The 12,659-nt window shown below is 67.7% G+C and carries 16 protein-coding genes and 1 tRNA gene; 4 read left to right on the top strand and 13 right to left on the bottom strand.

Annotated elements, in window-relative coordinates:
- Positions 1-5: 5 nt before the first annotated feature.
- The 6 genes from ACZY1G_RS04500 to ACZY1G_RS04475 form a co-directional block, all read right to left on the bottom strand.
- Entirely contained in the window at positions 6-425 is a 420-nt protein-coding gene (locus tag ACZY1G_RS04500; RefSeq protein WP_463821701.1) for a nuclear transport factor 2 family protein, read from the bottom strand.
- A complete protein-coding gene (locus ACZY1G_RS04495) occupies positions 425-1,174 on the bottom strand; it encodes an SDR family NAD(P)-dependent oxidoreductase (RefSeq protein WP_463813906.1) in 750 nt (249 codons plus the stop codon). The genes ACZY1G_RS04500 and ACZY1G_RS04495 overlap by 1 nt, the downstream gene beginning before the upstream one ends.
- Positions 1,174-2,145, bottom strand: a complete 972-nt coding sequence (locus ACZY1G_RS04490) for an aldo/keto reductase (RefSeq protein WP_463814843.1) — start codon at positions 2,143-2,145, stop codon at positions 1,174-1,176. Before ACZY1G_RS04490 ends, ACZY1G_RS04495 begins: the two co-directional genes overlap by 1 nt.
- An 85-nt stretch (positions 2,146-2,230) precedes the next feature.
- Positions 2,231-2,539, bottom strand: coding sequence for an EthD family reductase (locus ACZY1G_RS04485; RefSeq protein ID WP_463813905.1), 309 nt, complete (start codon positions 2,537-2,539; stop codon positions 2,231-2,233).
- Positions 2,540-2,572: 33 nt separating this feature from the next.
- Positions 2,573-3,388 carry a helix-turn-helix transcriptional regulator gene (locus ACZY1G_RS04480; RefSeq protein ID WP_463821700.1) on the bottom strand — a complete coding sequence of 272 codons (816 nt, stop codon included), beginning with the start codon at positions 3,386-3,388 and terminating at the stop codon, positions 2,573-2,575.
- Positions 3,389-3,483: 95 nt separating this feature from the next.
- Positions 3,484-3,566, bottom strand: a tRNA-Tyr gene (locus tag ACZY1G_RS04475).
- Between the two features lie 135 nt (positions 3,567-3,701).
- Here ACZY1G_RS04475 and ACZY1G_RS04470 point away from each other — a divergent pair.
- Positions 3,702-4,193, top strand: coding sequence for a YajQ family cyclic di-GMP-binding protein (locus ACZY1G_RS04470; protein WP_046363000.1), 492 nt, complete (start codon positions 3,702-3,704; stop codon positions 4,191-4,193).
- Between the two features lie 66 nt (positions 4,194-4,259).
- On the opposite strand, the gene ACZY1G_RS04465 is transcribed toward ACZY1G_RS04470, so the two are convergent.
- Positions 4,260-4,727 (bottom strand): WXG100 family type VII secretion target, encoded by a 468-nt coding sequence (locus tag ACZY1G_RS04465; protein ID WP_463821699.1) that lies wholly within the window; start codon positions 4,725-4,727, stop codon positions 4,260-4,262.
- A 125-nt stretch (positions 4,728-4,852) separates the two neighbouring features.
- Between ACZY1G_RS04465 and ACZY1G_RS04460 the strand changes: the two genes are divergently transcribed.
- Positions 4,853-5,878, top strand: coding sequence for an NAD(P)H-dependent glycerol-3-phosphate dehydrogenase (locus ACZY1G_RS04460; RefSeq protein WP_463813813.1), 1,026 nt, complete (start codon positions 4,853-4,855; stop codon positions 5,876-5,878).
- Positions 5,879-5,888: 10 nt separating this feature from the next.
- Here ACZY1G_RS04460 and ACZY1G_RS04455 read toward each other — a convergent pair whose 3' ends face one another.
- The 4 genes from ACZY1G_RS04455 to grcC1 all read right to left on the bottom strand — a co-directional run bounded on the left by ACZY1G_RS04455 (position 5,889) and on the right by grcC1 (position 8,967).
- Positions 5,889-6,419 (bottom strand): hypothetical protein, encoded by a 531-nt coding sequence (locus ACZY1G_RS04455; protein WP_463821698.1) that lies wholly within the window; start codon positions 6,417-6,419, stop codon positions 5,889-5,891.
- 44 nt (positions 6,420-6,463) lie between these two features.
- Positions 6,464-6,922 carry a hypothetical protein gene (locus tag ACZY1G_RS04450; protein ID WP_463821697.1) on the bottom strand — a complete coding sequence of 153 codons (459 nt, stop codon included), beginning with the start codon at positions 6,920-6,922 and terminating at the stop codon, positions 6,464-6,466.
- Between the two features lie 63 nt (positions 6,923-6,985).
- Positions 6,986-7,864, bottom strand: coding sequence for a zinc metalloprotease HtpX (gene htpX / locus ACZY1G_RS04445; RefSeq protein WP_463813810.1), 879 nt, complete (start codon positions 7,862-7,864; stop codon positions 6,986-6,988).
- A 95-nt stretch (positions 7,865-7,959) separates the two neighbouring features.
- On the bottom strand, positions 7,960-8,967 hold the full coding sequence (grcC1, locus tag ACZY1G_RS04440; protein ID WP_463813809.1) for a nonaprenyl/(2E,6E)-farnesyl/geranylgeranyl diphosphat synthase: 1,008 nt from the start codon (positions 8,965-8,967) through the stop codon (positions 7,960-7,962).
- Between the two features lie 21 nt (positions 8,968-8,988).
- Between grcC1 and menJ the strand changes: the two genes are divergently transcribed.
- Both menJ and ACZY1G_RS04430 read left to right on the top strand, forming a co-directional pair.
- The gene (gene menJ, locus ACZY1G_RS04435; RefSeq protein ID WP_463813808.1) at positions 8,989-10,209 is read left to right on the top strand and encodes a menaquinone reductase; all 1,221 of its coding nucleotides are present in this window, start codon (positions 8,989-8,991) and stop codon (positions 10,207-10,209) included.
- Between the two features lie 82 nt (positions 10,210-10,291).
- On the top strand, positions 10,292-10,711 hold the full coding sequence (locus tag ACZY1G_RS04430; RefSeq protein ID WP_463813807.1) for a GAF domain-containing protein: 420 nt from the start codon (positions 10,292-10,294) through the stop codon (positions 10,709-10,711).
- 71 nt (positions 10,712-10,782) lie between these two features.
- Here the strand turns inward: ACZY1G_RS04430 and ACZY1G_RS04425 are convergent, their stop codons facing one another.
- Both ACZY1G_RS04425 and ACZY1G_RS04420 read right to left on the bottom strand, forming a co-directional pair.
- Positions 10,783-11,844, bottom strand: a complete 1,062-nt coding sequence (locus ACZY1G_RS04425) for an alpha/beta hydrolase fold domain-containing protein (RefSeq protein ID WP_463821696.1) — start codon at positions 11,842-11,844, stop codon at positions 10,783-10,785.
- Between the two features lie 99 nt (positions 11,845-11,943).
- A complete protein-coding gene (locus ACZY1G_RS04420; protein WP_463813805.1) occupies positions 11,944-12,630 on the bottom strand; it encodes a demethylmenaquinone methyltransferase in 687 nt (228 codons plus the stop codon).
- Positions 12,631-12,659 lie beyond the last annotated feature (29 nt).

The following is a 12,659-nucleotide window of genomic DNA, read 5'->3' as shown; positions in this document are numbered from 1 at the left end:
CGATGTCAGTCGCTGGTGATCGCCGGCTGGAAGGCTTCCCACAATCCATAGGAGTCTTCGAGGAAGTTGTAGGCGGCCACCTTGCCGTCACGCACGGTGCAGATGGTCGCGAAGTCACTGCTGAATTCTCTGCCGGTGTCGAGGATACGGTGAGTGAAGTGGCCAACGACGATCACCTGGTCGCCGTTCTCGAACATCCTCGCGATGTCGAAATCAAGCGGCTGGAAGTGCTTCGGAAACAGCGCAAGCCATTCCCGCACTTCCTCCTTGCCATGCCGGGTACCTATCGTCGGAACATCGGACGCTCCCTGGACACGCCACACGACGTCGTCGGTGAGGCACTCCAGCGTCTTGTCGACGTCGTGGCTGAAGAAGGTGTCGAAATAGTTCTGGACGACCTGACTCGACTTCTGGGAGTTCGCCATCAGCGCTGCCCTCCGGCCATCGTGATGAACTCTCCTGTCATCCATGCGCTTTCGTCGGATGCCAGATACACGGCTGCCGGCGCGACATCCTCGGAGCGACCCAGCCGACCCAGCGGCGTCTCGTCGACCAGCGCCTTGCCGAACTCGCTGGTGAGGAAGCCACCCGCTTCGACCCCTTCGGTGTCCACCACACCTGGCTTGATGGCGTTGACCCGAATGCCCTGTGGTGCCAGCTCGTTCGAGAGAGCCCGGGTGAGCCCGTCGATCGCGCCCTTGGTTGCGGTGTACACCGAGGCGTCACTCGGACCGAAGATCGTCACCGTGGAGCTCATGTTCACGATGCTCGCCCCGGGTGACATGTACTCGACGGCCTCCTTGATGGCTGTCAGGTAGCCGTACACGTTGAGATCGAAGTGGCGGCGGAACAGCTCCTGGCTCAGGTTCTTCAAGGGCTGGAAGTCGTAGACACCGGCGTTGTTCACCAGGATGTCGAGCCGACCGAAGGCGCGGTCGGTTTCGGAGAACAACTCCCGAACCTGAGCATCGTCGCTCATATCGGCGTGGACGGCCACGGCCTCACCGCCTGCGTCACAGATCTCGCGGACCACGGCATCGGCGGCGTCCTTGCTGTGGGAGTAGTTCACGACGACGGACGCTCCCTCGGCCGCGAACTGCCGCGCGATCTCGGCTCCGAGCCCCTTCGATGCGCCGGTGACGACCGCGACCTTGCCGTCGAGTCTCGAGGCCATCAGCGCACCCCGCGATCGGCGTAGCGGCCACCCTGCACCTGGTCGCTCAACGGCTGGAGTTGGGCGAGCGCGTCATCGTCGAGTTCGACGTCCAGCGATGCGACGTTCTGGTCGAGCCGTTCGGAGTGGCGGGTCCCGGGGATCGGCACCACCGACACGCCCAGCCGCTCAGCCTGGGCGTACACCCACGCCAGCGCGACCTGCGCCGGCAGGACGCCGAGCCGATCGGCAACTGAGCGGACGGTGTCGGCGATGGCCTGGTTCTGTTGGCTGGCGTCACCGGTGAAGCGCGGGTTGCGGGCACGGAAATCGTTGGGGTCCAGGTTTTCTGCCTTCACCGACCCGGTCAGGAAACCACGCCCCAGGGGCGCGTAGGGAACCAGGCCGATGCCGAGTTCGGCCATCACGGGCGTGACCTGTTCGACATCGCGCGTCCACAGGGAGTATTCGCTTTGCACCGCGGCGATCGGGTGCACCGCGTGGGCGCGGCGCAGAAGGTCGGCGCTGACCTCACTCAAACCCAGGTACCGGACCTTGCCTGCCTGCACGAGTTCGGCCATCGCGCCGACGGTGTCTTCGATCTCGGCGTTGTCCGGGGGCCGATGCAGGTAGTAGAGGTCGATGTGGTCGACACCGAGTCGCAGCAGCGAGGCATCGCATGATCGCTTCACGTACGGCGGATCGCCGCGGTGCACCCGGTTCTCGTCGCCGCTGCTGCGGTCGATGCCGAACTTCGTGGCGATCTGGACGTCGTCTCGCCTGCCGGCGATGCCGCGGCCGACCAGCACCTCGTTGTGACCTGCGCCGTACTGATCTGCCGTGTCGAGAAGGGTGACTCCGACGTCGAGAGCGTGGCCGATGGTGGCGATGCTTGTGTCCCAATCGGATTCACCGTAGTACTCGCTCATTCCCATGCAGCCCAGTCCTTGAGCCGACACGTCGAGTCCACCGAGAGTCGTGCGCTTCACGATCGATCCTTTCCCAGAGGTGATCACTGCATTTACGACGCTAGTCAGCACCCGTCTGGGCACAATGGGTGCGGTGCACCCAGGGACATCACGACGCTGGGGAGACGACTGTCATGATCGGCGTGAGATCGGTGAAGTTCGCGACATCCTCAGACACGGGCCCGGATTCGGGCGCAGTGAGGGCACGATCCAGACCCGCGCGGTCGGTGAAATGGCACAGCGCCGCCGCCACGACGTGCTGTCCCTCGACGGCATCCTCGGGATAGAACACCTCGGTGCTCTCGAGGCCGAACGGCGCCCACGTCTTGGTGACGAACGGAATGTGGTTGTCGTCATAGTAATTGCGGTCGAACGAGCTGGTGCCGTCACCGATGTAGGTGACCATCAAGATGGACATCGTTGATCCTCTCGTTGGGGTTGTTCACTGATGTCAGCTGGTGGCCGCCCACGAGCACAGCAGCGAGAGCGCCTCGGCACTCGCGGATCCCGGTTCGGCGTGATAGACCACCAGCTCCTGACCCGGGCTGGAGCGGACGTCGAAGGTCTGCATCGTCAGCGTCATGACTCCCACCACAGGATGCCGGAATGTCTTGTTCTGCAAAGATTTACGTCGAGCATCATGGCGGGTCCACATGTCGGCGAACTCTGGACTGGCTTCCAACAGCTCGTCGCGCACCGTGCAAAGGCGCACGTCGTTTGGTGCGATACCGAAACCGTGGCGGAAGCTCGCGACCGCATCCTCGGCGACCACCGACCAATTGCAGTAGAAGGTCTTGGCATCGGGTTCGGTGAAGATGATGTGCATCAGGTTCGTCGAGTGCGTCCACCGCATGAACATCGCGTCGGCGATCGGATTGCTGGCCAGGACGTCGAACGCACGGTTGTAGACGAACGCGGGGTTGAACGGCCACATCTCCAGGAGTTCGAGCAGCGCGGGATCGACGCGCGTGCTGACGCTGCCGCGCTCCTGAGGGCTCAGCCCCGCCAGGCGGAACAGATGCTCACGGGCGTCGTCGGGAAGCTGCAGCACCGCTGACAGCGCGTCGATCACCTGCGGGGAGGGGTTGCGTTCCCGACCTTGCTCGAGGCGGGTGTAGTAGTCGACGCTCATCCCGGCCAGCAGCGCCACTTCTTCGCGCCGAAGCCCGCTCACCCGTCGCAACCCGTCGTTGGGCAGGCCCACGTCCCCCGGCGTGACCCGCCCGCGACGCGACCGCAGGTACTCGCCGAGACCGTTGCTGGCCATGACCAGCATTCTAGGAGGCGCGAGCGTCGCGTTCCTGGTCGTGGCGCACCCCCGCACACGAAATCAGGCCCCCTCGAAAGGGGGCCTGACGTGGGTGGCAGGTACAGGATTCGAACCTGTGTAGGCGTTAGCCGACGGATTTACAGTCCGCTCCCATTGGCCGCTCGGGCAACCTGCCGGGTTCGCGTGTAGCGCGCACAGCAGGATACAACGACGGCATACCCCGACGACAAATCGCCAGGGTGGTGTGGCCCCCGCACAGGCCTCCGGTCAAGATGGAACCAAGCACCGATCACGAGGGAGGGACGGGTCCATGGCGGATTCATCGTTCGACATCGTCAGCAAGGCCGACCGCCAAGAGGTCGACAACGCGCTCAACCAGGCTGCCAAGGAGCTCTCCACCCGCTTCGACTTCCGGGGCACCGACACCACCATCGAGTGGCAGGGCGAGGAAGGCATCATCCTCGTCTCCTCCACCGAGGAGCGCGTCAAGGCTGCGGTCGACGTCTTCAAGGAAAAGCTCATCCGGCGCGACATCTCGATGAAGGCGTTCGAGGCGGGCGACCCGCAGCCCTCCGGCAAGACCTACAAGGTCATCGGCAGCATCAAGCAGGGCATCGACAGCGAGAACGCCAAGAAGATCACCAAGCTCATCCGCGACGAGGGTCCCAAGGGCGTCAAGGCCCAGATCCAGGGCGAGGAGATCCGCGTCAGCTCCAAGAAGCGTGACGATCTGCAGGCCGTCCAGGCCCTCCTGCGCGGTGCCGACCTCGAGGTGGCGCTGCAGTTCGTCAACTACCGCTGACCGCGAACGTGGGGGTTGTGCACGCAAAAACGCCGTAAAGCGTGCACAAGCCCCACGCTCGACGGGTCAGTGCTCGACTGCCGCGCGCACCGCGTCGGCCGTGGTGCCGTCGATCTGATCGAACAGCGCCAGCAGCCGCTGGATGACGGCGGTGAAGCCGGGCTCGAAGTTCTTGAGCACCGGCGGGAAGAGCGGCGCGACAGCGATCCCGTCGTCGGTGACCGTCCACCCCATCCCCCGCAGCGCCGAGGCGAGCTCCGTCAACCCGACCCGGATCGCGTCGAGGTTCACGCCACCGGTCGCCAGCGCGGCTCGGATCGAATCCAGCCGGGTCCGCAGCTCCACCTGCTGGGCGAGGCCCTCCTCGGCCGTGGCCACGGCAGCGTCGCCACCGTCGGCCCTCCAGGCCGCACGCACACGCACCAGCGCCTGCTTCTGTTCGTCGACGGCGGCGTCGAGATCGGCGATCTGGCCGGCGAGCTGCTCTGCCGCTGCGGTCACGCCCTGCGGGTCAGCTGCTTCGACCGTGGACACGGTGACTGACACAAGACCCCCTCAGCAACGTCGCAACCATTATGCCCACGCGCCGGGACCCCTCCGCGCACCGATCGCTCGGAACCCGCCTCGCCGCTCAGGTGCCGCCCCTAGGGTGATCTCCCATGGCACCTGCACAGCGCGAACCCAAAGTCGTCGTCCTGGGAGGCGGATCGTGGGGCACCACCGTGGCCTCGATCTGCGCCCGGCGCGGACCGACGTTGCAGTGGGTGCGCTCGCAGGAGACCGCCGACGACATCAACGAGCACCACCGCAACACCAAGTACCTGGGCAACGAGGTCGAGTTGGCCCACGATCTGAAAGCGACCACCGACTTCGTCGAAGCCGCCGAATGCGCCGACGTGATCGTCATGGGGGTGCCCTCGCACGGATTCCGGGGCGTCCTCACCGAATTGGCGGCGTCGCTGCGCCCGTGGGTACCGGTGGTGTCACTGGTCAAAGGTCTCGAGCAGGGTACGAACTACCGGATGAGCCAGGTCGTCGACGAGGTGCTGCCCGGACATCCGGCCGGAATCCTGGCCGGCCCCAACATCGCCCGCGAGGTCGCCGAAGGCTACGCCGCCGCCGCGGTGCTCGCGATGCCCGACCAGCACCTGGCAGCTCAACTGGCGAACCTGTTCCGCACCAAGCGTTTCCGCACCTACACGACCGACGACGTGGTCGGTGTGGAGATGGCCGGAGCGCTCAAGAACGTCTACGCGATCGCCGTCGGCATGGGGTACTCACTCGGCATCGGCGAGAACACGCGCGCGATGGTGATGGCGCGCGCGGTGCGCGAGATGTCGAAGATGGGCGAGGCACTCGGCGGGCACCGCGACACGTTCGCGGGGTTGGCCGGCATGGGCGATCTGATCGTGACGTGCACCAGTCAGCGCAGCCGCAACCGCCACGTCGGAGAACAGCTGGGCTCGGGCAAGCCGATCGACGAGATCATCGCGTCGATGAACCAGGTGGCCGAGGGCGTGAAGGCGTCCAGCGTGATCATGTCGTTCGCGGAGGAGCTGGGCATCTCGATGCCGATCGCGCGGGAAGTCGACGGCGTGGTCAACCACGGATCGACCGTCGAGGACGCCTATCACGGGTTGATGGTGGAGAAGCCGGGCCACGAGGTACACGGCTCGGGCTTCTAGGTGAAGGCTCCTAGTTGAAGTAGGGGTTGGTGCCTTCGGGGCGGGCCAGCAGCGGGTTGACCTCGTTGACGACCCAGGACGCCGACGGGCTGACGACGAATGCGGCCTGATTGCGGCTGTCCACGCACGCCGTCAGCGTGCCGTCACCGCCGCAGCTGACGTCGCCGAAGCTCAGCCGCGAATTCGGCGGCAGCGCCTTGACCGGTCCGCCGTAGATCGGGGCCGGGGCCACCGAGAAGCCCGGCACCCCGCCGGCAGCACCGCTGATCAGATTGGCGCCTTCCGGAGCGCCCGGCAGGACGCCGTTGCACCCGTAGCCGCCCGAGCGCTGCAGCACGCACGTCAGGCCGTTGGAGCTGAATGCGTACGACGAGCCATCCAGGACCGCGTAGTCCTTCGGGTTCGCCGGCGCCCACGCATTTACGTTGGGGGCCGGCGGAGGAGGCGGCGGGGTGGGTGGCTGCGCGGCAGCGACACCCGATGCGTTGAGAACACCGGCACCCGCAAGGCACGCCGCTGCGAGGAAAGCTCTGCTCGACACCGTCACAGCCTAGATGTCGCCTTCAGCGCGGGCAGTGTTAGCGATCAGTACGCGTAGGTGCCGGTCGGACTGATGACGAAGCCCGACTGATCGACGGTGTTGGTGCACGAGGTGATGACGCCGTCGGTGCCACAGCTGACGGTACGGAAGCTCATCCGGGTGTTGACCGGCAGCGGCTGCGGGTTGGCCGTCGCGCCGTACATCGGCCCGTCGGCGTGCGCGAACCCGGGCGGCCCGCCCGCCCAGCCCGTCACCACGTTGGCTCCGCCGGGCGCCCCGGGCAACGAACCATTGCACCCGTAGCTGCCGGTCTGACGATCCATCACGCACGTCACTCCCCCGGGCGCTGCGAACGAATACCAGGCGCCGTCCGAGGAGGCGAAAGGCTGCGGATTGACCGGCGGCAACGCATTGACGTTCAGCGGTGACGGGTCAGCGGAGGCGACGGCAGGTGCGGCCAACGCGGCCGCGGCCGCGACGCCGATCAGGATGCGGGTCAGCACGCGCACACCTTAAGCGGCCCGCCATGGGCCGCGCATCGCCAGACCCAAAGTCTGACGGGCCCGTCAGTACTGGCCCGGCCCCCGGCCGGCCATCGCCTCCAGCCGCGCGATCCGATCGGCGATCGGAGGGTGGGTGGCGAACAGCTTGCCGATCTTCTCGCCCGACCGGAACGGGTTGGCGATCATCAGGTGCGCCTGGTCGGCCAGCTGCGGCTCCGGCGGCAGCGGGGCGCGTTCGACGCCCGCACTGATCTTGCGCAGCGCGCTCGCCAGAGCCAGCGGATCGCCCGTCAGCTCGGCTCCGGACTGGTCGGCCTGGTACTCGCGTGAACGCGACACCGCCAGCCGAATCACCGTCGCCGCAATCGGGCCCAGCAGCGAAACCAGAAGAATCGCAAAAGGATTCGTGCCGCCCTCGCGGTTACCGCCGAACATGCTCGCGAAGAAGGCGAGGTTGGCCAACGCGGTGATGACCGACGCCATCGCGCCCGCCACGCAGCTGATCAGGATGTCGCGGTTGTAGACGTGCGACAGCTCGTGCCCGAGCACCGCGCGCAGTTCCCGCTCGTTGAGGATGCCGAGAATGCCCGTCGTGCAGCACACCGCGGCGTTGCGCGGATTGCGGCCCGTCGCAAACGCGTTCGGGGCGGCCGTATCGCTGATGTAGAGCCGCGGCATCGGCTGACGCGCCGTGGTCGCCAGTTCGCGAACGATCCGGTACATCACCGGCGCCTGCATCTCCGTGACCGGCTGCGCGTGCATCGCGCGGAGCGCCATCTTGTCGCTGTTGAAGTAGACGTAGGCGTTCATGCCGACCGCGAACAGCACCGCGAGGAACATGATGTTGCGGCCGAACATCGCGCCCACGGCCACGATCAGTCCCGAGAACACCACCAACAACAGGAACGTCTTCGCCCTGTTGGCGTGCGGATGCCACGTCATCGACCGGTCCTCCTCATCACCCCTGAAGAAATCACCCCTGACGAACTCATACGTCCCTCCAACGCCCGAGTAGGCCGCACAGGTTCCGGGCGGGCTCAGCCGTGCCGATTGATCGTGTAGTCCACGAGCGTGGCCAGCGCCTGACGACCCGGGCCGTCAGGAAGCGCGGCCAACTCCGTCTCGGCCCGGCGCGCGTACTCGGCAACCGTCTCCTTCGCCTTGACGATGCCCTGCGAGGCGCGCAGCAGACGCAATGCCTCAGCCACGTCGTCGTCGGTCTCGAGGGGGCGGGCCAGCAGCGTACGCAGCCGGTCGGCATCGGGACCCGTCTCGCGCAGCGCATAGAGCACCGGCAACGTGTGCACGCCCTCCCGCAGGTCGGTCCCGGGCACCTTGCCGGACTCGTCGGGATCGCTGTCGATGTCGATGATGTCGTCGGAGATCTGGAACGCCGTGCCGACGATCCCGCCGAGGCGGGCCAGGCGCTCGATCTGCTCGTCGTCGGCGCCGGAGAACGTGGCCCCGAAGCGGCCCGACGCGGCGATCAGGCACGCCGTCTTCTCGTAGACCACCTTCAGGTAGTGCTCGACCTCGTCGACGTGCTCGGCGGCGCCGCGGGTCTCCCGCATCTGGCCGGTGACCAGCAGCGCGAAGGTGTCGGCGATGATCCGCACCGCCTCCGGACCGAGTCGGCTGACCAGCCGGGACGCCGTCGCGAACAGGTAGTCCCCGGCCAGGATCGCGATGTTGTTGCTCCAGCGAGCGTTGGCGCTGGCCGCACCGCGCCGCACCTGCGCCTCGTCCATCACGTCGTCGTGGTACAGCGTGGCCAGGTGCACCAGCTCGATGACCGCGCCGGCCACGGTGACCTGCCAGGAGTCGGGCTCCGGACCCAGCTGGGCGGACAACACCGTGAACAACGGGCGGAACCGCTTGCCGCCGGCCTGGAACAGGTGGGTGACCGCCTCGGCCATCAACTCGTCGGCGCGGCCGAGTTCCTCCGACATCAGCGCTTCGATCCGGGCCACTCCGTCACGGACATCCTGGGCGAACTCGGCATCGCCGAAGTCCACTCCCGCCACCACGTTCGCCGGTGTCCTCACACAGCCAACATACTGGGAGCCATGCACACGAGCGCTGATGTGGTGGTCGTCGGAGCCGGCCCGGCCGGTTCGGCGGCGGCGGCGTGGGCCGCCCGCGCCGGCCACGACGTGCTCGTGCTCGACTCCGCGACGTTCCCCCGCGACAAGGCGTGCGGCGACGGCCTGACCCCGCGGGCCATCGCCGAGATGCGGCGGCTGGGGCTCGACGGATGGCTGACCGGGCGGGTCACCCACCACGGGTTACGGATGTCGGGCTTCGGCGCCGACGTCGAAGTCCGCTGGCCGGGCCGATCGTTCCCGCCGATCAGCAGCGCGGTGCCGCGCCTCGAACTCGACGAGCGCATCCGGCTGGTCGCCGTCGACGACGGAGCCAAGATGAAGCTCGGCGTGAAAGCCGTTGACGTGCAACGTGCTTCGGACGGTCGCGTAACTGCCGTCGTGCTGGACAACGGCGAGGTGGTGGGGTGTCGCGACCTCATCGTCGCCGACGGGGTCCGCTCGGGTGTGGGGCGAGTCCTCGGTCGGCAGTGGCACAGGGAGACCGTGTACGGCACTGCGATCCGCGCCTACATCGCCACCCCACGGCACGCCGAAGAGTGGATCACCTCACACCTGGAACTGCGCTCCCCCGAAGGGGAGGTGCTACCCGGCTACGGGTGGATCTTCCCGCTGGGCACCGGCGAGGTGAACATCGGCGTCGGCGCGCTGGCGACGTCGAAGCGACCGTCGGAGTCCGCACTGCGCCCATTACTGAATCATTACGCTGCTCTGCGCCGTGACGAATGGGGGTTCGACGGGGATGTGCGGGCTGCGCGCTCGGCACTGTTGCCGATGGGCGGGGCGGTATCCGGGGTGGCCGGCCCGAACTGGATGTTGATCGGCGATGCCGCGGCGTGTGTGAACCCGTTGAACGGGGAGGGCATCGACTACGGCCTGGAGACCGGCCGGTTGGCTGCTTCGATGCTGGGCAGCGGCGACTATTCGCGGGCGTGGCCGGCGGTGCTGGACGAGCACTACGCGCGCGGGTTCTCGATCGCGCGGCGCCTGGCGCTGCTGCTGACGTTCCCGCGGTTCCTGCCGGCGACGGGTCCGCTCGCGATGCGCTCGGCGGCGTTGATGACGATCGCGGTCCGGGTGATGGGCAACTTCGTCACCGAGGACGACGCGGACACGGTGGCGCGGCTGTGGCGGGGCGCGGGGCGGCTGTCGGAGCGCGTGGACGCCCGCCGCCCGTTCACGTGAGGCTTGTTGTGGCGAGCGCGCGTGTTTGTACGTACCTACGTGGCGTGTCGCGTGCCGCAGCGCGCGCTCGTCGGCCGCGAACGTGACGTCCGTGTACCGGGCGCCGATGCGCTCGCGCCGTGACGACCTCGACCCCTGGCTCGCCGTCGACCGCGCCCTGCAGTTGGGACTGTGCGGGTTCGGGGCCGTCGACGTGCCGCAGCGACGGGTCGAGCGGTTCGCGGCGGTGGCCGACGGGGCGTTCGTGTGGACGCGCGACGAGGACGGCCTGTACCGGCTCGGGCGCCTGTGCGGGCCGTACTTCTACGACGCCGACGGAGCGGAGGTGGACCTCGTGCACGTGCGGCCGTGTCGATGGACGCGTGGGTTTGACGAGAGCCGTTGTCCCGCAGCAGTTCTTGCGACATTCGCGCGGGGCGGGCGAAACTTTCAGCAGATTCACGACGCTCGGGTTGGCGAGGAGTCGGCGCGGCTCTGGTCGGCTTCGCGCGCTCGTCGGTGATGAGCGTGCGCTCGATGTACGCATGTCGCGGCGTGGCGGCGTGCAGACGCGCGCGCTCGCGGAACGGGGCGTCAGGAGGACAGGGAGTGGGCGAAGCCGCTGACGTCGCGGATGCTCGCCGCGAACACCTCCGGCATAGCCCTCGCCAGCAACAGATCGCCTCCGTGACAGGTACCCGCCACCACGCGACCCACCGCGGGTACCCCCGCCCGCACCAGCCTGCGATAGTACTGCAGCCCCTCGTCGCGCAGCGGGTCGAGCTCGTTGACGGAGATGACATGCGTTGGCAGACCCGCTAATTCACCGTCGCTGGCGACGTAGGCCCAGCACGTCGCGTCGTCGGAGTGACGCTTCTGCGGGTCGTACAGCGAGCCGAGGATGCTCAACTGCTCACGGCTGACGAAGTATTCGTCGTTCTCCTCCAACGACGGCAGATCGTCGCAGGTCTGCTGCCACCTGTTGGAGATGAACGGGCACTGCGCATAGAAGCCGGCGATCTCGCCGATCCACCCGTCCCGTTTCGCCTTGTGCGCCAACGTCAAAGTCAGGTTGCCACCGCCCGATTCGCCGTTGACGACGATGTGGCTGACGCCGAGTTCGGCGCGCTGCTCGTGAACCCAGCGGGCGGCCGCGGCGCAGTCGTTGAGGCCAGCCGGAAACGGGTGCGGGCCGAGCGCACCGCCCGAATTGCGGAACTCGACGCCGACGACCACCAGGCCGGTGGCGGCGAGGTGTTCGCGCAGTCGGACGTACGGCATGTCGGCAGCGCTGGCGATCGCCATGCCGCCGCCATGCAGGTGCAGGATCGCCGGGAGAGGGCCGTCCGCGTCGGTGGGGCGGCTGATGAACAGGGTGATGTCGTTGCCGTCGACGCCGGTGATCGTCGTGGTCGCAGTGACGACGCCCGCGGGTTGCGCGATGTCCGCTGCGAGGGCGCCGAAGAACGCACCGATGCCCTGCTCGCTCATCGTCGCGTAGGCGAGCCGGTCCTCGAGTGGCGAATCCGCGCTCAGGCCAGACGACGGGAGCCGGCCGTCGAGACCGAACGCCGCGAACGCGGCGACCATGCGGGGGTCCGACCGCGGGTCGGTGGCGAGGGTGGCGTCGGGATCTGCGTGGCGTCCGTTCGGCATGAGCGTGACGCTACGTTCGCGGGCCGCGAGCGCGCGCGAAAGTACAGAAATGGCGGCGTGTCTGCGTGCAGACCCGCGCGCTCGCCGAACAGGGCGCGATCAGGGTTTGGTGGCGGCGTGCAGCGCCACGATGCCGCCCGTCAGGTTCCGCCACGCCACATCCGTCCAGCCGGCGGCCTGGATGCGGCGTGCCAACTCGGCCTGATCGGGCCACGCGCGAATGGACTCGGCGAGATACACGTACGCGTCGGGGTTCGACGACACCGTGCGGGCGATCCGCGGGAGAGCCCGCATCAGGTACTCCTTGTAGGTCGTCGCGAACAGGCCGTTCGTCGGCGTCGAGAACTCGCACACCACCAGCCGGCCGCCGGAGCGCGTCACCCGCGCCATCTCCTGTAGCCCTGCGACGTGGTCCACCACGTTGCGTAGCCCGAAGCTGATCGTCACCGCATCGAACACACCGTCGGCGAACGGCAACCTCGTCGCGTCGCCCGCGACCTTCGGCACGGGCCGGCCCGCACCCGCCGACAGCATGCCCACCGAGAAGTCCGCCGCCACACACCACGCACCAGAGGCGGCCAGCTCGACCGTCGACACCGCCGTGCCCGCGGCGAGGTCCAGCACACGATCACCCGGACCGATCCCCAGTGCCTCCCGCGTCGCCCGCCGCCAGAAACGGTCCTGCCCGCCCGAGAGCACCGTGTTGGTCAGGTCGTAGCGCCGCGCCACGCCGTCGAACATCGACGCGACCTCATGAGGATCCTTTTCGAGCGACGCACGGTTCACAATCGCGAACGTATCACCGCCCGATTTCG

The sequence above is a fragment of the Mycobacterium sp. IDUB_5 genome, assembly GCF_055419565.1.
The sequence above is the reverse complement of the archived record's forward strand: the minus strand, read 5'-3'. Positions and strand labels throughout refer to the sequence as shown.